General features: G+C 52.7%; 12 protein-coding genes and 3 pseudogenes. 8 read left to right on the top strand and 7 right to left on the bottom strand.

Features of this window, described 5'->3' with window-relative positions; translation table 11 throughout:
- The first annotated feature begins 132 nt into the window (after window positions 1-132).
- The 4 genes and pseudogenes from UC14_RS09510 to UC14_RS09490 form a co-directional block, all read left to right on the top strand.
- Window positions 133-1,764, top strand: coding sequence for a ShlB/FhaC/HecB family hemolysin secretion/activation protein (locus UC14_RS09510; protein ID WP_198670061.1), 1,632 nt, complete (start codon window positions 133-135; stop codon window positions 1,762-1,764).
- Between the two features lie 12 nt (window positions 1,765-1,776).
- Window positions 1,777-8,106 (top strand): annotated as a pseudogene (locus UC14_RS09505) (filamentous hemagglutinin N-terminal domain-containing protein); the annotation flags it as partial.
- A gap of 763 nt (window positions 8,107-8,869) precedes the next feature.
- A complete protein-coding gene (locus UC14_RS09495; RefSeq protein WP_112152634.1) occupies window positions 8,870-9,460 on the top strand; it encodes a hypothetical protein in 591 nt (196 codons plus the stop codon).
- Window positions 9,461-9,567: 107 nt separating this feature from the next.
- Window positions 9,568-10,386 (top strand): annotated as a pseudogene (locus UC14_RS09490) (hemagglutinin repeat-containing protein); the annotation flags it as partial.
- Window positions 10,387-10,452: 66 nt separating this feature from the next.
- Here UC14_RS09490 and yigL read toward each other — a convergent pair.
- Window positions 10,453-11,262: a sugar/pyridoxal phosphate phosphatase YigL gene (gene yigL / locus UC14_RS09485; RefSeq protein ID WP_037035470.1), complete on the bottom strand. Its 810-nt coding sequence runs from the start codon at window positions 11,260-11,262 to the stop codon at window positions 10,453-10,455.
- A 48-nt stretch (window positions 11,263-11,310) separates the two neighbouring features.
- Window positions 11,311-12,303 (bottom strand): lysophospholipase L2, encoded by a 993-nt coding sequence (gene pldB / locus UC14_RS09480; RefSeq protein ID WP_013577503.1) that lies wholly within the window; start codon window positions 12,301-12,303, stop codon window positions 11,311-11,313.
- Window positions 12,304-12,425: 122 nt separating this feature from the next.
- On the opposite strand from pldB, the gene rhtB reads away from it, so the two are divergent.
- Window positions 12,426-13,046 carry a homoserine/homoserine lactone efflux protein gene (gene rhtB / locus UC14_RS09475; protein ID WP_112197605.1) on the top strand — a complete coding sequence of 207 codons (621 nt, stop codon included), beginning with the start codon at window positions 12,426-12,428 and terminating at the stop codon, window positions 13,044-13,046.
- 64 nt (window positions 13,047-13,110) lie between these two features.
- On the opposite strand, the gene rhtC is transcribed toward rhtB, so the two are convergent.
- The 3 genes from rhtC to pldA all read right to left on the bottom strand — a co-directional run bounded on the left by rhtC (window position 13,111) and on the right by pldA (window position 16,605).
- Window positions 13,111-13,728 carry a threonine export protein RhtC gene (gene rhtC / locus UC14_RS09470; RefSeq protein ID WP_013577505.1) on the bottom strand — a complete coding sequence of 206 codons (618 nt, stop codon included), beginning with the start codon at window positions 13,726-13,728 and terminating at the stop codon, window positions 13,111-13,113.
- 37 nt (window positions 13,729-13,765) lie between these two features.
- A complete protein-coding gene (gene recQ, locus UC14_RS09465) occupies window positions 13,766-15,598 on the bottom strand; it encodes an ATP-dependent DNA helicase RecQ (RefSeq protein ID WP_013577506.1) in 1,833 nt (610 codons plus the stop codon).
- Window positions 15,599-15,726: 128 nt separating this feature from the next.
- Complete coding sequence (pldA, locus tag UC14_RS09460) at window positions 15,727-16,605, bottom strand: phospholipase A (protein ID WP_013577507.1); 879 nt, start codon at window positions 16,603-16,605, stop codon at window positions 15,727-15,729.
- 254 nt (window positions 16,606-16,859) lie between these two features.
- On the opposite strand from pldA, the gene UC14_RS09455 reads away from it, so the two are divergent.
- Window positions 16,860-17,342, top strand: coding sequence for a thioesterase family protein (locus UC14_RS09455; protein WP_013577509.1), 483 nt, complete (start codon window positions 16,860-16,862; stop codon window positions 17,340-17,342).
- 47 nt (window positions 17,343-17,389) lie between these two features.
- The gene (rarD, locus tag UC14_RS09450) at window positions 17,390-18,304 is read left to right on the top strand and encodes an EamA family transporter RarD (protein ID WP_112197604.1); all 915 of its coding nucleotides are present in this window, start codon (window positions 17,390-17,392) and stop codon (window positions 18,302-18,304) included.
- On the opposite strand, the pseudogene UC14_RS09445 reads toward rarD, so the two are convergent.
- A pseudogene (locus UC14_RS09445) lies at window positions 18,269-19,320 on the bottom strand (AbrB family transcriptional regulator). The gene rarD and the pseudogene UC14_RS09445 sit on opposite strands and share 36 nt — an antisense overlap.
- Before the next feature lie 21 nt (window positions 19,321-19,341).
- Window positions 19,342-20,292 carry a magnesium/cobalt transporter CorA gene (corA, locus tag UC14_RS09440; protein ID WP_013577512.1) on the bottom strand — a complete coding sequence of 317 codons (951 nt, stop codon included), beginning with the start codon at window positions 20,290-20,292 and terminating at the stop codon, window positions 19,342-19,344.
- 419 nt (window positions 20,293-20,711) lie between these two features.
- On the opposite strand from corA, the gene UC14_RS09435 reads away from it, so the two are divergent.
- On the top strand, window positions 20,712-21,188 hold the full coding sequence (locus UC14_RS09435; protein WP_112197603.1) for a WbuC family cupin fold metalloprotein: 477 nt from the start codon (window positions 20,712-20,714) through the stop codon (window positions 21,186-21,188).
- Window positions 21,189-21,297: the final 109 nt, after the last annotated feature.

Genomic DNA, 21,297 nt, shown 5'->3' with positions numbered 1-21,297 from the left:
AAAAATTTGATTTATTTGTCGCCACGAAACATCATATTAAAATCTGTATCAAAACATTACTCCATTAATTATCCATGGGATAAATTTGTCTTGTGTAAATATTCATTCCTTAAATATATTCTGCCCATTTTAATGGCTGGCGTCATTACATCCGGCGTTGCGGCCCCCCTGAATCCGGCAGACCGAGACCTGATCCGTCAGGAACAACAGGAATTATTAAGGCAAAGCCAGCAACAACGTGATGATCTACAACGCAGTTTTTCTCCCGTTTCATCCATCGAATCACACATAGAAGAAAATAATGGCCCCTGCTTTTACATTCATAAAATATATATAAATAACGTAACTCTTCTTTCTGATAAAAAACAACGCGAGATTAATAAATCTCATCTTAACCAATGTATTGGGATGAACGGGATTGCGGAGATAACCCGTCAAATCTCTGACTGGTATATTCACCAGGGATATATAACCAGCCGGGCTTTTATCACCGAACAGGATTTATCTCAGGGTGAATTACATATTTCGGTACTGGAAGGACGTCTTGAGAAAATTACCCTCGAAGGCATGTCAGCGCCACAATTAAGAATGGCTTTCCCGGGACTGGAAGGCGGCATTCTTAACCTGCGTGACATCGAACAGGGTATGGAGCAAATCAACCGGTTGCGCAACGATCCGGTGCAAATAGAGATCCTTCCGGGCAAGAAATCAGGCTATTCCATTGTCAATCTCACCGCCTCGCCGGAATTCCCCCTCAGTTTCTCACTTAACTTTGATAACAGCGGGCAGAAAAGTACCGGTACCGGGCAATCTGGCGGCTCGCTGACGGCCAATAATGTGCTGGGTATTGCGGATAAATGGTTCGTCAGCGGCGGGCGCAGCAGCGATTTTTCATCCACGCATGACGCACAAAATGTTCAGGCCGGGCTGAGCATTCCCTACGGTTATAACCTGTTTGATTACAGCTATAGCTGGAGCAACTACCTCAGCACCATTGACAACAATGGCTTTGGCTGGGCATCGACCGGCGACAGCATCAGCCACCGTTTTACCACCTCGCGGGTGTTATTCCGCGATGGCGATATCAAAACCGGTGCCTCCATCGGACTGACACATCAGATCAGCAATAACTATCTCAATGATGTGTTGCTCGACAGCAGCAGTCGCAAGCTGACCAGCCTGCTGTTTGGCCTCAACCACACGCAAAAAATCTTCGGTGGCGTCGCAACTTTCAACCCCACTTTCAGCCATGGCGTGTCCTGGCAGGGTGCGGAAGACGATAACGGCAAAAATGATGATTTGCCGAAAGCCGGATTTAAAAAATGGAGCCTGAACGGCAGCTTTCAGTTGCCGGTGGCTGAAGATTTATGGTGGCTGACCAGCGTCTACGGTCAGTGGTCGCCGGACAGGCTATATGGCAGCGAGCGTCTGACCATCGGTGGCGAAAGCTCGGTACGCGGCTTTAAAGAGCAATATCTTTCCGGCGATAACGGCGGCTACTGGCGTAACGAGCTGAACTACAGACTGTTCACATTGCCGCTTATCGGCCAGGTCAGCAGCGTGGTCGCACTCGACGGTGGCTGGCTGCAAAAAGATAACAAAGACCCGTGGGCGTCCGGCACGTTGTGGGGAGCCGCTGTCGGGCTTTCTACCACAAATCGTCACTACTCCAGCCAGTTTACCGTGGGTACACCGTTGCAATATCCGGACTGGTTAGCGCCTGACCACCTCAGCATTTATTACCGCATCGCGTTTGTGATTTAAGGGAAAACGATTATGGATAATCATCAACAACCAATGTGTTTTGCTCAACGCATACTGAGTTATTTGATCTGTGGCTTGCTGGCAGGACAACCTGTATTCCCGGTGTTTGCCGCACCGGCGCCTGCAAATAGTGCTACAGGTATCGATAAGGCCGGAAACGGTGTGCCGGTGGTGAATATCGCCACACCTAACGGAGCGGGGATTTCCCATAACCAGTTTCAAAATTACAACGTCGGTAAAGAGGGGCTGATCCTCAATAATGCCACCGGCCAGCTAAACCAGACGCAGTTAGGCGGGCTGATTCAGAACAACCCCAACCTGAAAGCAGGCCAGGAAGCGCGCGGCATTATTAACGAAGTGACGGGCGCGAACCGTTCACAACTGAACGGTTACACAGAAGTCGCAGGAAAAGCGGCCAACGTGATGGTTGCTAACCCGTATGGCATCACCTGTAACGGCTGCGGGTTTATCAATACACCGAATGCCGCGCTCACCACGGGTAAACCGGTGTTCGATGCGAGTGGCAACTTACAATCCCTTGATGTCAAAAAAGGTTCCATCACCGTTGAAGGCCAGGGGTTGAATGCCAGCCAGTCGGATGCGTTGTCAATCATCTCGCGGGCCACCGAAGTGAATGCACAAATTCATGCCAACGCGCTGAACGTTATCGCCGGCGCTAACCGCGTGGATAAAAATGGCCGCGTAACCGCGATGGCCGGTGAAGGCGCAGCACCCGTGGTGGCGGTGGATACCGGCGCGCTCGGCGGCATGTACGCCAGTCGTATCCACCTGATTTCCAGCGATAAAGGCGTGGGAGTTAACCTTGGCAACCTGAACGCCCGTCAGGGGGATATCACGCTGGATGCCAACGGCAAACTCACCGTGCAAAACAGTCTTGCCAGCGGCAGCCTGAATGCCAGAGGGGAAAGCGTTACGCTGAGCGGGGAACATAAAGCCAGTGGCAGTATGAATGTCAGCGGGCAGGACATTGCACTTAACAACGGCACCTTTGCCAGCGACAACAATATCGCCCTTAACAGCGATGGCAAACTGACGTTAAGCAACAGCCGTTTGACTGCCGGAAACGACCTCAATCTCAACGCACAAGATTTAACACAGGATGGCCGCAGCAGCGTCAATACGGCGCGTGATATTTCAGCACAGGTGGCGGGAACGATAACAAATCAGGGCCAGCTGATAGCCGGTAATAACGCCGCCATAAGCAGTGGTTCCCTGTCCAACAGCGGTAAAATTGCAACCAAAGGCACTACCTCGATAAGTGCCGTAAAAACACTGAGCAACGCAGCAGGCGGAGAAATTCTATCTGACGAAGCGCTGGTTTTGTCTGCGGAAGATATCCGGCAAAACGGGACCTTATCAGGCAAAAAATCACTGGCGATAGAGAGCCGCTCACTGACCGCCGCAAAAGGTTCGCTTTCGACCAGTCTGGGCAATGTTTCACTGAAAACCCGTGAGGCAAATCTGGACGGGGATGTTATCGCCCACGGCGATCTTAGGGTGCAGGCGAATAAACTGACCAGCCAGCGTGACGCGCAGCTCCAGTCTGATGGTACGCTCACGCTGACAGCCACGGATGCCACGCTTTATGGCACTCAGGTGGCACAGGGTGCACTCACGCTTACGGCACAGAATCTGATTCATGGCGGCGTAACCACTGCGGCGAATCTCACGGTAAACAGCGGGCACTTTAATAACCTGAGTGAGGGTTTGTTTTTAAGTCAGGGGCATCTGGATATCAGCGGGAATACCGTTCTCAATGCCGGACAGGTAATGGGGAACAGCCTGTCACTGACGTCCGCTACATTCAGTAATGATGGCCTGTGGCAAGGAACTTCTGCGCTGCACATGACGGCAGATGAACTGCGCACAGGCAGCGCCAGCCGCACGCTGACCGCAGGCTCACTGACCCTGGATGCGGGTTTACTCAATACCGCAGGCACCCTGCAGGGGCAAAATGTTGTTATCACCGCCCGTGACTGGACGAACACAGGTTCCCTGCTTGGGACGGATAAACTGGATGTTTCGCTTGCCAGCACACTGAGTAACGACGGTGACATCTTAAGCCAGGGCAACGCCAGCCTTGCCGCGCAAAACATCGCTAATCAGGGCTCGCTGCTGAGTGACGCAGATCTCACCCTGACGGGAGAGTCGCTTGATAACCGTGGCGCATTGCAGGGCAATAATCTGGTGATAAACGGCACGTCGCTGAATAACAATGGCGACATCATCGGCGTCAACGGACTGGTAGTGGCGCTGACCGGAGCATTTATTCAGCAACAGGACAAAACGCTGTTAACAGACGGAACCCTGGGGCTGAGTGCGGCGACAGTCAATAATGCCGGGCAAATTCAGGGTACGGATATTGCGCTGATCAGCGATTCTGTCGACAACAGCGGGCGTATTCAGGGGAACAATGACCTCGCATTCACCGGTAATCTGACCAACCGCGCTGCCGGTATTGTCCTGAGCCAGAACACCCTGAACCTCACCACGCCAAATCTCGTGAACTACGGCCTGATTCAGGGCGGCGGCATGACACGTATTGATGCCTCAGCGTCCGCACGTAACGACGGTAAAATCCTCTCCGGCGGTGAACTCACGTTTAACACGGCGAGCCTGACCAACAATAACTGGCTACAGGCCACATCTGTATTGCTGAATGCCGCTGCAATCGATAACTCAGGGACGGTGTTTAGCACCTCGAATCTGGCGATTCATGCCGACCGGATTGACCACAGGGCCGCAGGTAAACTTTACAGCGGCGGTAACTTACTGCTGACCAGCGGCGTTTTCGAACAGTTGGGTCAGGTGGTTTCGCTGGGTAATTTAACCCTGAAATTAACCGGTGCTTTTACGGGTAAAAACGTGCTGGCGGCAGGCAACGTGCTGGATATCACCAGCAATGGCGCGATAAATAATCAGAGCGTGATGCAAGGCCAGGCGGTGAATCTGACTGCCGGAACGACGCTCACTAATAACGGACAAATCACCACCGGCAGCGGTGCAAGCATCCTCTCCGCAGGCAGTATTTCGATGAACACCACAGGCACATTACAGGCCGGTGGCGACGTGGTACTGAACAGCCGTGAGAATATTACGGTGGCCGGTTTTATCGGCACCGCGGGCTCACTGACCCTCAATGCCGCCAGCAGTATTCTCAATACCGCCCTGCTGTATGCGGGCAACAATATGTATCTGCTGGCCAATACCATCCGCAATAACCACGGCGATATTCTGGCCGGTAACAGCCTGTGGATGCAGCGCGATATGGCGGGCAATGCGAACGCCGAAGTGGTGAATACTTCGGGGAATATCGAGACGGTAAATGGGGATATTACGATAAATACCGGGCATTTAGTGAATGAGCGGGAAGGATTAGTTGCTCATGTCACCGAAGAAACAGATTTAGCCGGACAATACTCATGGCTTACGTCGATTGATGCAGATGTCCCGCTAAGCTATCTGGATAGTATCAATTACGATTATGGCTACTACCGCGCAGATACTGGCTGTGGTAATGGTTGTGCCGGGGCATATTGGTCTCGTCCTGCCCCTTATAGCAACAGCGCTGAATTACAGTTTGCCGTTTCCCGTTCACAGGTCATTGTCGAGAGCAATGGTTCACCCGTTGCGCATATCTCTTCTGGCCGCGATCTTCTGCTCCATGCGGATGTACTGGAGAATAATGCCAGTCATATTTTAGCGACTAACAATGCCATTCTTAGTGGTAATACGCTTAATAACCAGTCATGGATAGAAAGCATTGAAACTCATTATTTGTCATATGCTTATGGTGGAAGTGAGTACGCAACGGAGTCCAGCATAACCTCTCAGAACGGCACTGGGGGCATGAATTCAATCTATTTTGTCACTACAGGGGATATCCGAACAGAGAGTACTGACGGTGATATATTCCGCTCCGTCATCCAGGCTGGCGGCAACGTCATTGCCAATTTTACCCAGGACATCAGCAACACCACCACCACGGCGAATGCCGGGGGCACCAGCAACATCATCACTGCCCCGACGCTAAATACACTCAGCCAGCCTGATGGCGTTCAGCAGCAAGATCTCGCCAACGCAGATAGCGCGGACATCACCTCGCCGCAATGGTACGAGAGTCTCACCGATGCAGTTGCTCACATCGCCGGGGGCAACAGCTTGTATCCTTTGCCGTCGGATAATAACGGCTATTTTGTCCCTTCAACCGATGCGAACAGCCCGTATCTGATCACCACGAACCCGAAACTCGACGGGCTGGGGCAACTCGATCAAAGCCTGTTTGGCGACCTGTACGCATTAATGGGGATCCAACCCGGTACGGCTCCGCGTGAAACTAACAGCCAGTACACCGACCAGAATAAATTCCTCGGTTCGGCGTACTTCCTCGACAAACTTAACCTGCAGCCGGAATACGATTATCGCTTCCTCGGTGATGCGGCATTCGATACGCGCTACGTCAGCAACTTTATGATCAACCAGACCGGCAGCCGCTATATCAGCGGCCTCGGTTCTGATCTCGAGCAGATGCAATACCTGATGGATAACGCGGCAGGTGCGCAGCAGTCGCTTGGACTGGCCTTTGGTGTAGCGCTGACGGCTACGCAAATCGCCGCGCTCGACAGCAGTATCTTGTGGTGGGAATCCGCCAGCATCAACGGCCAGACGGTAATGGTGCCAAAAGTGTATCTGTCACCAAAAGACGTGACGGTGAATAACGGCAGCGTGATTGCTGGCAATAATGTCGGACTTTCAGGCGGCAGTGTCACCAATAGCGGCAGCACCCTCGCCGCAAACAAAAACCTGTTTATCGGTAGTCAGAGCAGCATCAGCAACCTGAATGCTGGCCTGATGCAGGCAGGCAGTGCACTACAACTGGGCGCGCTGGGCGATATCAACAACATTGGATCCGCGATATCTGGCAAAACCGTCCAGCTTGAGAGCACAGGCGGCAGCATTAATAACATCACGCAAACCGAACAATGGCAGGCAGGCGGAACGGGCAGGCGCGGCGAGTCTGTCAGTTTCAGCGAGACACAAAGCGGCCCGATGGCGGGGATCATGGCTCAGGACGACATGATCCTGAGAGCCGGACAAGATATCAATATTACCGGCGCACTTGTGGCAGCAGGCGACGATCTGCTGATGCTGGCAGGCAATGATCTGAACCTGAATGCCATAGAAACCAGTCAGAGTGCCAGTCGTGGCAAAAGTGAAACCCACAGCACTGACAACGCCCGCACGACGATAACCGCAGGCGGCGATCTGACGCTGGTTGCCGGGCAGGATATCAACAGCCGGGCCGCAGGACTCGCCGCAGAAGGTGACGTGGCGATGCAGGCCGGTCGCGATGTGAATCTGATGGCGATAGAAACCACCGACGGCAGCAGCTACAAAGCGAAGAAAAAGGTCGAAATCAACGAATCGGTACGCCAGGACAGCACTGAAATCGTCAGCGGCGGCAACACCACAATCGTTGCCGGACGTGACGTCAACAGCAAAGCGGCACAGGTAATTGCCAGCGGCGATATCGGTATTGGCGCAGGCCGTGACATTAACCTCGAAACCGCCACTGAAAGTGATTACCACTTCAAAGAAGAAACCAAAACTAAAAAAGGGTTCATGAAAAAAACCACCACGCACACGGTGGAGGAAGACAGCGCAACCCGTGAAGCAGGCACCCTGCTCAGCGGCGATAACGTAACCCTCGTCGCCGGAAATGATTTGCTGGTGAAAGGCTCAGCGGTGGTCGGCGACGGCAATGTCAGCCTGAATGCGGGCAACAATATCGACATCGTGGCGGCGACCAACACCGACTCGACATACCGTCTCAAAGAGAAGAAAAAGAGCGGCATGTTCAGCGGCGGCGGCTTTGATATCACGGTGGGCGGGCATACCCAGCTAGATGGCGCGGTGAATGCCGCCATTGCAGCGGCGCAGGGCAAAGATGCAGCGGCAGGAGCGGCGGGAGCCGCCGCAGGTGAACTGGCAGGTATGATAGCGCTGGACACTTACGGCAAACCCATCAGCGAACTGACGGAGCAGGAAAAACAAAAAGTGCTGGCCTTATCGACGCTGGCAGCGGGTCTGGCGGGTGGTTTAACCGGAGACAGCACGGCAGACGGTATGACAGGCGCGATAGCGGGGAACACCACAGTGAACAACAACCTGTTAGGCGGCGGTACGGAGGCAGGCCAGGAAGCATTTATCCGTCAGCACGGTATTGATATGGCAAGTTGTGCTGATGCACCGGGTTCGGCAAGTTGCCAGAAGGCGCAGAATGAGGCAAATGCAGTGGCAGGCGCAATGGCGACCGCAGGGCTGATTTATCTGCCTGGAGGAATGCAGATGACAGGTGCTATTGGCGGCAGTGCTAATGCAGCGATCCAGTATGGCGTGAATGGTGAAATCAATCCTACAGATGTGTTGATAGCTACTTATGTGGGAGCATTTACGGCGAATACGGGACTGTGGGGAACTGTGGGTTGGAATGCAGCAGGTGGTGCGACATCAAGTTATCTGAAGGGAGATGATCCGTGGGCTGGAGGGGCTATAAGCGGCGGTGCTTCAGGCCTAGGTTATGGGATCGGTAAGTTTGCGCAGGGACCTCTGAACAAAATATTTAATCCAACTTGGAAAAACTATGAATGGGTTGATATGGGAATGGGCATATCAAAACCATTACCACCAAGTGCTATTCCTGGCATAGCGGGTAATACAGGAGCAGCAATTGCAACAGAAGGAACTGGTGCCATTATTAACGAGCAAATAAATAGTCTTAAGGAGAAAAAGTAATGAATGCGAAGACTGTATTTTCTTTATTTATTTTCAATATAATATGGATATTAATTCTTCTTTCTATGACTGTGATTATTTTTTTAATGCTTAGAACATTTGTATGGTTATCTTTTGGTGGGGATTTTCTTTTTTCACTGGAAGATATCCGAAGAGCTTATCGTATTAGTCTATTTGCTGGGCCTATTTGTGGGTCGGGTAGCTGGTTTATCTACTATCGTCATTACAGACATTACAAGTAAGTAAATCCTGACCAACAACGCTGGGATCGGATTAGACAGAAATGTTTATGAAAAACAGGGTATTAATTTTTAACATGGATATTTATATGAAAAGTAATTCGTTTTTTTTGATGATCGTGATTTTTCTTTCTGGATGTACTGTGGATATGAGCAGTTCTATGCCTGATTATCAGGGCAACGATACTTCTTTTATTCGTGTCGACAATAGTTTTCAACCAACACTTTTCAGGCTGGAAAAAATGTTACCTGCTGCGGAATGTATGAAATCAGAAGGTGTGTATGGACTTACATCAAAAGTAGCCGTGATGGGAATAAAAACCAGCTATTCAAAAAGAGTAACTGGGATCGCATCTCCGTCAACGCAATTCTCAAATCGGGGATATTTGGAATATACCATTCAAAGTGGGAAAGTATATAAAATATGGTGGCACTTTGATGAAAAAAGTATGTATGGCATAGATCTTGGTAGAACTTTTGAAAGATCATTTACGGCAGAAGATGGTCATAGTTATGAAATCCAAACAAAAGGTAATGATGTTGTTATCTATGATATTTCTGAAAGGAAAGAAGCAGATTATGTAAGCGTTAAAGAGTGCCAATATAAAAAAACAATGTTGGGGAAGAAAGAATATCTATGAAGTAATAATGATCCATCTTTATTTTCGTGGAGAACCGCACAATTTGCTGGCAGCCGTTGCAACTCAAAAGCCAGAGTTTCAGCACCGTCGGTTCGACGGGGGGAACGGCGCTGGCGCAGGCCACCACCGGCGATGCTTCCACCGCCTTTGGTATCAGCGCCTCGGTTGGCACGCAGTCGTCCAAATCCGAGAGCCACAGCGGACAGAATACCGCCACGGGCAGCACGCTGACGGCGGGTGATAACCTGTCGATAACCGCGACGGGCGGCGATATCACAGTCATCGGCAGCCAGATTAAAGCCGGGCTGGACGTGGCGCTGAACGCGGCAGACGACATCAACCTGATTTCCTCGCAGAACACCCAGTGGCTGGAAGGAGAAAACAGCAGCAGCGGCGGCGCCATAGGGATTGGCATCGGCATGGGCGAGAGCGGTGCCGGTATCAACATCTCCGCCAGCGGCAACGCCTCCAGAGGCAGCGAGTCGGGCAACGGCACGCAGCATAACGAAACCACCATCGACGCGGGCAACCGCATCAGCATTAACAGCGGCGACGACACAACGATTGCCGGTGCGCAGCTGAGCGGCAACAGCGTGGTGGCGGATATCGGCGGCGACCTGACCATCAGCAGCCTGCAGGACAGCGACTATTACGACAGCAGCCAGAAGAGCATCAGCGGCGGCGCCAGCTTCTCATTCGGCACCATGACCGGCTCCGGTGGCATGAGTGCCGCTAATGACAAAATGGACAGCGACTACAACTCGGTCACTGAGCAGTCCGGTATTTATGCCGGTGACGGCGGCTTTGATATCACGGTGGGCGGGCATACGCAGCTCGATGGCGCGGTGCTTGCCAGCACAAGTTCGGCGGATAAAAACAGCCTCAACATCGGCACGTTAGGCTTCAGCGGCATCGGCAATAAAGCGGCAGATACAGATCCCAAAGCAGGACAACCGCCCTGCTTTGGTTCTACGACTTTGCTTCAAAACCGATTAGCTTTCTTCGGCCAGATACATCTTACGAAGGTAATGCGGTACCGCGTCGTCGGCGTTGGATCCGATGATTTCTGCATCCGGCATGGCGGCTTTCAGACGTGGCAATGAACCGCTCATCAGACAACCTTTACCGGCCATGCTCAGCATTTCAAGGTCATTCAGGCCATCACCAAAGGCGATGCAATCTTTCAGGGAATAGCCCATCAGCTTGGAAACATATTCCAGCGCATGCCCTTTCGATACACCGCCTGCCATCACTTCCAGACATACCGGCAGTGAGAAGCTGACATTCACACGGTCGCCCCAGCGCGCATTGATCGCTTCTTCCAGTGGCAACAGTTTTTCGTGATCTTCACAGGTGAAATACACTTTGCAGATACCGTCAGTTTCCAGCAGACCCGGTTCATACAGTTTGTATTTGAAAACGGATTCGCGGAAAAAATCATCCTGATCGGCGCGGTCACGGTTCATGTACCAGTCATCGTTGCGATAAACGTTGGTCAGAATATCCGGATTGTTATGCATGATGCCGAACAGGTCTCTGGCGATGTCTTCATCCAGATTGTGCGAGAAAATCAGGTCACCGTCGGTGTTATGCACGCGCGCACCGTTGGAGGTGATCATGTATGCACTGATTTCCAGATTGTCGCGCATCTGCGCTACATCGATATGGTGACGCCCGGTGGCGAACACGAAATGCACGTCGCGCTGGGTCAGCAATTTCAGCGTCTCTTTGGCGAACGGGCTCAGGGTATGATCAGGTGATAGCAGCGTGCCATCTAAATCGGAAGCAACAACATGGTACATAGCGTTAGGTTCTAACCTCTGATGGAGTTGTGCGCGGCGAACCGCGGATTAATGCTGTCGCGCAAAAAAGCGCATGATAGCGTCCAGCGCCTGTGCCCTCAGGTCGTCCCGTTCAAACAGGATCTCATGGCGCGCGCCTTCAATGACCAGCGGTTTTTCCCCTTCACAAGGGTGTCCCGCAACGGCCATGGCCTGACAAAAAGCAAGATGGGACCGGTTATCCACCACACGGTCTTCGCTCGCCTGCAATAACAGAACAGGGGTGGTGATTTTTTCGGCTTCTTTCAGGATATGCATCCCCGCCTCAATCCCTTCACGTACCCAATGATAGGTTGGCCCGCCGACCTGCAGCTCAGGGTAATCGGCATAAAAACGCAGATTACGGCGATAACGCTCACGGCTGTGTGTCAGGCGGTTGACCACAAACGGTAATGGCCGCCAGTGACCGGTGCCCAGCGCATAGCCGTCACGGCGTAGCGGACGATTCTCCGCCCAGTTGAGGATCCGGCGGGAAATCCAGCCCGGCATCGGCAAATAAATGCCGGTCATCGGCGCGAGTAACGCCGCTGCATCAAACTTGTCCGGATTTTTCGCCAGAAACAGCGCCAGGATCGCACCGCCCATGGAGTGTGCCAGCGCGAACTTTTTCGCGTACTGACGTGGGGCAATCTCCAGCTGATAAAAGCTTTCGAAATCCTCAACATAATCGTCAAAATGCTTAACGTGGCCACAATGCGGATCGTCGAGCATACGCCCGGAACGCCCCTGACCACGGTGATCGACAATCATGACATCGTAGCCGCAATGGAATAAATCGTAGGCTACTTCAGGATATTTTACGTAGCTTTCTATACGACCCGGTGACACCACGATGACTTTATCATGCGCGGGGGAACAGAACCGGACATAGCGGATCGGGACATCGTCAACGCCGCTAAACTCGCCTTCTTCGCGCGTACGCCAGAAATCCAGCAAAGGTCCGGTCGCGAAGGCGGAAAACTCCTTCTCTCGTGTTAACCACTTCCCAAAATTCACAGGCATTCAATGATCCAAAGTCGTCAGGCAGGGAGGAGGAAAAGTGTTATTTGTGAGTTATAGCGCAATTATAAACAATGGCGTATTGTGCCATAAAACAACATAAAACGTATTCAGGGAGTCTCGCAATGACACTTGACTGGTGGTTAACCTACCTGCTCACCACTTCTATTTTAAGTTTATCCCCCGGCTCCGGTGCCATTAACACGATGAGTACGGGCATCAGCCACGGCTATCGCGGGGCGGTGGCGTCAATCGCGGGGTTACAACTCGGGTTATCCATCCACATCGTACTGGTCGGTATCGGGCTGGGCGCACTGATCTCATCATCGCTGCTGGCCTTTGAAATTCTCAAATGGCTGGGTGCGGCGTACTTAATCTGGCTGGGTATTTGCCAGTGGCGTTCTGCCGGTGCGATTGATCTGAGCGCGCTCGCCAGCAGTATGCCACGTCGCCGTTTATTCAAACGCGCCATCCTGGTGAACCTGACCAATCCAAAAAGCATTGTGTTTCTGGCCGCATTATTCCCGCAGTTTATCATTGCGCACCAGCCTCAGGCTGCACAATACGTGGTACTGGGCGTCACCACGGTGGTTGTCGATATCATTGTGATGATCGGTTACGCCACGCTGGCCACGCGTATCGCCGGCTGGGTGAAAGCCCCGAAACAAATGCAGTTGCTGAACCGCATTTTCGGTTCGCTGTTTATGCTGGTGGGTGTGTTGCTGGCGAGTGCCAGAAAGGTTTAACGCCGCAAAATGCAAAAAGGGTTCGGCATCAACCGAACCCTTTTTCATGTGCAAAATGCGTTGATTAACGATTCACGATAAGCGCAACACCAAAGCCCGCAAACACCACGCCTGCCACGCCATCGATCCATTTTGCTAAACGCTGATATCCGCGACGCATTTTCGGCAGGGCAAAAACCAGCGCCACTAACGAGAACCAGGCCAGGGTTTCCACCACAATCAGCAGAAATATACCCAGACGCTCGCCACCGCTGACACTGTCGCCAACGAACATAGAGAATACGCTGCCGAAGTAAATAACAGCTTTAGGATTCGAAAGATTGGTCAGCAGCCCGCGCATAAACGTGCGGCCACGGGCAGGCAGCGTTACCGGAGTGTCGTCGCCGTTTTGTTTTTTAGCACGTGCGGATTTCATCAACTGCCAGCCCATCCAGCACAGATACAGGCCGCCGCCGACGGTGATGATCTGATGCAGCCAGGCCATTTTTTGCAGAATTAAATGTAATCCCATCAGCGCAACCGCTGCCCACACCAGTACGCCGAGCGTAATACCAATCACACCCATCATGGCTTCTTTACGCGACCGGCTGGCGGCGGTTTGTGAGACAAAGAAGAAGTCCGGCCCCGGACTCATCAGCGCGATCAGATGAACCATCGCAACCGTCAGGAATAGCATCAGCATGATTAACTCTCTGTGTTATGTGTAGGAAACAGAATTCTTATTCGTCGCCGTTATCGATGTGATCGCGGATCATCGCCATAAATGGCCTGCCGAATTTCTCCAGCTTACGCTGACCAACACCCGTGATGTCCAGCAAATCGCTCGCGCTGACGGGCAGATGTTCAGCCATTTCCAGCAGCGTCGTGTCGTTAAATACCACGTACGGCGGCACATTATTGTCATCCGCCAGTGACTTACGCAGTTTACGCAATTTAGCAAACAACTTACGATCGTAATTCCCGCCGTAAGTTTTCTGGCTGGCACTGCTTTTAATTTTGAGCGTCTGAATACGCGGCACGGCCAACTGCAACGGGATTTCGCCCCGTAAAACCGGACGCGCCGATTCCGTCAGTTGTAACGCCGAGTGCATGGCAATATTTTGCGTAATCAGCCCGAGATGGATCAGTTGGCGAACCACGCTGGTCCAGTGTTCGTTGCTATGTTCTTTGCCGATGCCGTACACAGTCAGCTTGTCGTGGCCGTATTCGCGGATACGCTGGTTGTTCGAACCACGCAGCACTTCGACCACGTACCCTAAGCCAAAACGTTGTCCGACGCGTGCAACGACCGACAGCGCTTTCTGCGCATCCAGCAAACCGTCATAGCGTTTTGGCGGGTCAAGACACACATCGCAGTTACCGCAGGCGTTCTGTTTGCCTTCACCGAAGTAATTGAGCAGCACCAGACGGCGGCAGGTTTGCGCTTCCGCAAACGCATTCATGGCATTCAGCTTATGGCGTTCAACATCCTGTTGCGCGCCAGCCGGTTTCTCTTCCAGACAGCGACGCAGCCAGGCCATATCAGCCGGATCGTAAAGCAGCACCGCTTCGGCAGGCAGGCCGTCACGCCCTGCCCGGCCCGTTTCCTGATAATAAGACTCGATAGTGCGTGGAATATCAAAGTGCACCACAAAACGCACGTTAGGTTTGTTGATGCCCATCCCGAAGGCGACGGTGGCGACCACAATTTGCAGGTCGTCGCGCTGGAAACCTTCCTGCACGCGGGCGCGGGTGTCGTTATCCAGCCCGGCGTGATACGCGCCGACGCTCAGCCCGCGGCTTTGCAGACGGGCGGCTGTGTCTTCCACTTTGGCACGGCTGTTACAGTAAATAATGCCGCTTTTACCGCGCTGATCCTGCACAAAACGAATCAGCTGATCGAGCGGCTTAAATTTTTCCACCAGCGTGTAACGGATATTCGGGCGATCGAAACTGCTGACCTGAATCAGCGGATCGTTCAGCTCCAGCAGACGGACGATATCGTTACGTGTGGCCTCATCGGCGGTTGCGGTCAGGGCAATCACCGGCAGTTGCGGATAACGCAGTTTCAGCTGGCCGAGCGCGCGATATTCCGGGCGGAAATCGTGGCCCCATTGGGAAATACAGTGAGCTTCATCGACGGCAAGCATCGCCGGATTCCACTGTTGCAGCTGCTCGAGGAAATCACCCATCATCAGGCGTTCCGGTGCGATATACAGCATTTTGATACGTCCCGCGCGGCAACCGGCCATCACTTCCAGCTGTTGCTCACGGGTTTGCGTTGAGTTCAGGCAACCGGCTTCAACGCCTGCGGCCATCAGCTGGTCGACCTGATCTTTCATCAGCGAGATGAGCGGCGAAACAACCAGCGTCAGGCCGTCCATCACCAGCGCGGGAATTTGATAGCACAGCGATTTACCGCCGCCTGTTGGCATCACTACCAGACAATCCCGGCCAGAAAGGGCGGTATTGATGATAGTTTGCTGGCCTGGTCTGAATTGCTGATAGCCGAAGGTATCGCGTAATACCTGATGAGCCAGCTCTTCTTTGTTTATCACTGCCGCCGTAGACACTCAATTCCCCAACTGTTCAAACCACCCGGCTAAGCCCTAAAGCCGCCGGGGCTGTACTGCACCGACATAATATACCCTAAATAATTCCGGGTGCGGCCAACGCAACTGCAACCAGAAGTATGGCGCAATTACATGATGTCGTTAAGCATAATACCCACACCGATACGGGTCTGCTTATGGTTGTAGTCGATCAATGACTCGCCGTAGCCGCTAAATACCTGAGTATAGAAGCGAACCTGTTTGGAAATCGGGTAGCTCCAGCCAGTCGTCGCACCGCCGTAACCGGTATTCCAGTTGTAACGGCTTTCCACGCTGAACACGCTGTCACCCCACGCATAACCGACTTTCAGGCGGTAATAACCCATGTATTTGTTGATGTCCGGGTTATCGTCGTTTTCATCGCTTTCAGGGATGCGGTACCACGGTTTTAAATCCACCTGCCAGTTACCGTTTTGCGCCATGAAACGGGCATACACGCGGTTCCAGCTGCGGGACGTCGGATCTGAGCGGCCGTTAGACTGATGGCTGACACCATATTCTGCTTCGCGCAATGTCCAGCCGAGGAAATCGTAATCCGTTGCCCAGGCGAGGAAAAGCTGTGGCTCGTAGTTGGTCTCACGAAAAGGTGAAGACTCGCCGCTGTTGGAAAGCTGCCAGAATGATTTTTGCGTGTAAGACGCGCCGAGCACCGAATTATCACCCGCAATTCCACGCCACAACGGGAACGCCAGGCTGAGCTGGAACTCGACTTCATCATGACGTGCTTTATCTGCCCAGTCGTAAGACTGAATGGCTTTCTTGTTGATATTGCTGGTATCAGTGTAAATCAGGTAGTTTTGTTCGTAAGGATATAATGTGAACGGGTTGTCGTGCTCCTGCAACATATTCGCAATAATACTTCCGCGTACCGCAGGTTTATCATGCACTTCCTGCACAGTGGCCTCTGCGGCGTGTCCCAGCATTGGCATCGCCAGCATGGCGGCTCCGACAGCCCAATTTTTACGCATTATTCCTTACCCTCACCCTAAAGTTATCGACTCATTATTTTTGAAAATATGCCGTCTGCCCGGCCAACCACGCGCTGACTAAAATCCGGAAATCTCAAAGCAGGGCATTTTACACACAAATACATTTCTAGATGAGTACTGAATACATTTATCCTTCGCTGTGTAGAAATCCTTCCTGCCCGCACCTAAAATCAACACTTCGTTAACTTTTTCGGCGAACATACTGTCCACCCGTTTTCGTCAGGAATTTATTCATGTCTGCTTCATCTCTCAGCCACGAGGCTGCCCTGCAACTGATCGGCAATATTTTCGTTTACGATATGCCGTTTAACCGCGAACTGGGCCTCGAGCTGAAACGTCTCGACTGCGACTACGCAGAGTTAAAATTTACCAACCAGACAAAACTGGTGGGCAATGCCGCACAAAAAATCCTGCACGGCGGCGTAATTGCTGCGGTGCTGGATGTCGCCGCCGGTCTGGTCTGTGTGACCAGTTCACTGATCCGCCGCGACAAACCTGATCACCCGTTACTGGAAGCCGAAATGCGTCAGCGTTTATCCAAGATGGGCACCATCGATTTACGCGTTGATTACCTGCGTCCGGGCCGTGGCGAGTATTTTATTGCCTCCGCCAGCCTGATCCGTGCCGGGAACAAAGTCTCCGTGGCGCGCGTGGATTTACACAGCGACACGGGCATTCACATCGCGACCACTACGGCGACCTATATGGTGGGCTGAGATCAGGTAAACTCGCTTCTTTCCTTACTCTTTTTTCAGGTACCCACATGGACGCACACCGTACCCGGCAAGGTGTTATTTTTGCCTTTATCGCCTATCTGATCTGGGGGATCGCGCCGGCGTATTTCAAGCTCATCAAACAGGTTCCGGCGGATGAAATTCTGACTCACCGGGTGATCTGGTCTTTCTTCTTTATGTTAGTGCTGCTCTCCGTCAGCCGCAGCTGGGGCGATGTCCGCCGGGTATTGGCACAACCGAAGAAAATCGGCATGTTACTGATTACCGCCCTGCTTGTCGGCGGGAACTGGCTGATTTTTATTTGGGCAATTAATCATAATCACATTCTGGAAGCCAGCCTCGGCTACTTTATCAATCCGCTGGTGAATGTGGTGCTTGGCATGCTGTTTTTGCGTGAACGATTCCGAAGTTTGCAATGGTTCGCCGTGGCGCTGGCTTTCGCCGGGGTGCTGGTGCAGGTGTGGGTATTTGGTTCCGTGCCGGTCATCGCCATCGGGCTGTCCCTGACATTCGCCTTCTATGGCCTGCTGCGTAAAAAAATAGGCGTAGATTCGCAAACCGGGATGCTGATTGAAACCCTCTGGTTGCTGCCGGTGGCCGGGATTTATCTGTTCTTTATTGCCCACAGCCAGACCAGCAATCTGGCAGCGAATCCGTGGTCTCTGGATTTATTGCTGATGGCGGCCGGGATTATCACCACCATTCCGCTACTGTTCTTTACCGCCGCCGCTGCCCGGCTGAAGCTCTCCACGCTGGGCTTTTTCCAGTATCTCGGGCCAACGCTGATGTTCCTGCTGGCCGTGGTGTTTTACGGTGAAACCGTCAACACCTCACAACTTATCACCTTCGGCTTTATCTGGGTGGGACTGCTGTGCTTTATCAGCGATGCGCTCTATACGCAGGGGCGTTTACGACGAGGAAGAAGCGGACACAGCGCTGCGTGAGATAAAGCGCGCCATCGCGGGACCGGTGGCCAGGATGGTGATCAGACGCAGCGTCTGCATCGCCATCACAAAACCTAAATCGGCGTGGCTGCCTGCCGCAATAATCGCCACGGTGTCCAGCCCGCCCGGGCTGTCGCCAGATAAGCCGTCAGCATATCGACGTGCAAAAGTTTGGTCAGCACCCATGCCATGCCCCCGCAAATCAGCATCAGCCCGATAATCGAGGCAATCATCTGAGGCAGCGTACGTAAAGCCAGTTTGAAAATCGGACGTGTAAAGCGCAGCCCGACACTCCAGCCAATCAGCGTGTACGCCATCGCCAGCAGCCATTCCGGCACTTCTAAGGTCACCGTTCCGGTGGAATGCAAAACCGCGCCGACAATGGCCGGAAGCAGCAGCGCGCCGGAAGGGATACGCAGGCGCGGCCCCAGCCAGACACCGGCTACTGCCAGAAATAGCGTGGCAAAGAAACGCCAGGTGAGCGGCGGGAACCAGACCACTGCCGCCGCCAGCGATGCGCTGTCGCCCATAGCCATACGCGCAACAAATGCGGCAGCCGTGGCAACAAACAACACGCGCAGATACTGCATAAACGCCACCAGACGGACATCCGCACCGAAATCACCGGCCATCGCGACCATGGCGCTGGCACCGCCGGGTGATGAACCCCACGCGCCGGTCGGGCCGGGTAACTGGCTAAAACGTACCAGCAACCAGCCGGAAAGTCCGCTGGCAAGCAGCGTCGCCACCAGCACCATCAGCACCAGCGGCCAGTCATTGAGTAACGGCGGCAGAATCGAGGGCGACAGACTTTGCGCGATCATACAGCCTAAAATGCCCTGCGATATTTTGAAGAACAGCGGATGAATACGCACGCTGGCACCCAATAAACCCATGACGACGCCGACAATCATCGGCCCGAGCAGGAGCGCAGCGGGAACGTGGAAGGTCTGAAAAATAATGCCCAGAATCAGTGAGGAAACGACGAGGATAAACCACTGCCCCGCCGGAACCATCCTTTCCATCAGCATGGTCGGTTATAACCAGTTTTTACGTTTGAAGTACAGGTAAGGCGCCAGCCCGGCGAGGATCATCAGCGCAATCGCGCCCGGATAACCGAATGACCATTTCAGTTCCGGCATGAATTCAAAGTTCATCCCGTAACTGGAAGCCACCAGCGTTGGCGGCAGGAACACCACCGAAACCACCGAGAAAATCTTAATAATGCGGTTCTGTTCGATGTTGATAAAACCCATCGCCGCCTGCATCAGGAAGTTAACTTTCTGGAACAGGGATTCGTTGTGCGGCAACAGGGATTCGATATCGCGTAATACTTCACGTGCCTGCTCAAGCTGACCTGCGGGTAAACGAGCCTTACGCACCAGGAAATTCAGCGCGCGCTGGGTATCCATCAGACATAAACGCACTTTCCAGCCGATATCTTCCAGTTCTGCCAGCGTGGAAAGTGCAGCATCGTATTCGTCGCCCTGATGCCCTTCCATGATCACGCGGCTGAGTTTTTCCAGATCACTGTAGATATTTTCAATTTCATCCGCCAGTTGCTCTATTTTAGTTTCGAACAAATCCAGCAGCAGTTCATAGGCGTTGCCGTCAACCAGCGTCTGGTTGCGGGCACGCATACGGTAGAGACGAAATGCCGGTAATTCGCGCTCACGCAGGGTATACAGACGACCTTCGCGCACGGTAAATGCCACGGTGCTGTTGCCGGCATGATCTTCGGCATCTTCATAGTAAAAGAAGGAGTGAATGTGCAAGCCGTCTTCATCTTCAAAGAAACGTGCAGAAGCTTCGATGTCGTCCAGTTCAGGACGTGTCGCCAGGCTTTGCCCTAATTCACTTTGAACGCGCTCACGCTCCAGCTCGTCAGGTTCAACCAAATCCACCCACAATGAGGTTTTGAGATCGTCTGACTCGTCCAGCTCTAAACGGGATAAGCGGCTGTTTTCTAATTTAAAAGCACTCAGCATGTGCCCGTTCTCCCAAAAATGACAGAAAGTGGACAACGCGTTGAAGCACAGAAAATCACGGGGTGAGAATTGTCACCGGCGTAATTCAGACCAAATTCAGATCTGACTCACAGCGACAGAACGGGGGTCGCTGACAACCACTAAGGCCATCAGCAAAGAGGAGGGCCTTAGAAGTGGTACCTAATGAACAGGTTATTGAGCCAGTATCTACTGGGTGTGTCCAAGGCGAAGTTCCTCATTGATAATAGTGCGCGCATGTTACGCCGGGAATAAAAAGACTGTCAACCGCGAACAAATCTATTCTGGCAACATTTATGCATAAATTTCAGGCTGGCCTGATAACCTTACCGGCTTATCGGATGGTGCTTTTTTGGCTACACTCAATGCCCTGATCTCTCCTCACTTTTCAGATACCCAAAATGATTAAGCAGATAAACCAAGATACGTTATGCGACCTGATCACCAAGGCGGCGCATTCACCGCGACTGCGTCAAAATCTGAATATGCATCCGGCGCCTGAAGATGACGTTCAGCGTCTGGCCATCGCCATGGAACCCGGCACTTATGTGCGCATTCACCGCCATCCACACACCTGGGAAATGCTGACCGCGCTGCGTGGTCGCTTTCTGGTACTGATTTACGATAACAGCGGCGAAGTCACCGACCGCCTGTGGCTCGGCGCAGAAACCCGTCTGCTGGAAATCCCGGCCAATACCTGGCACAGCGTGCTATCTCTCGACGAAGGCGGCGTGATTTTTGAAGTGAAACACGGTGCGTATCAGCCAGTTCAGGAACAGGATTATCTGCCAGGCACCGCGCCGGAAGGCGAAGAAGGGGTCAAAGAAATGCTGGAATGGTATGCGAAAGCCGAAGTGGGTGAAACTTTTAGCCTCTGACCTTTCGGCTCCTCCCCCTGCGAAGGGGGAGGATGGGAGGGGGTTTTACAGACAAAACAGGAGATTAAGCGCGCTTAAACGTTGGTTTTTGACCTTAATCACCACCACC

The sequence above is a fragment of the Rahnella sp. NRRL B-41462 genome, from assembly GCF_003263525.1.
In the GTDB taxonomy this organism is placed as follows: domain Bacteria; phylum Pseudomonadota; class Gammaproteobacteria; order Enterobacterales; family Enterobacteriaceae; genus Rahnella; species Rahnella aceris.
Note: the sequence above shows the minus strand (reverse complement) of the source record. Positions and strands in the feature narration are given on the sequence as shown.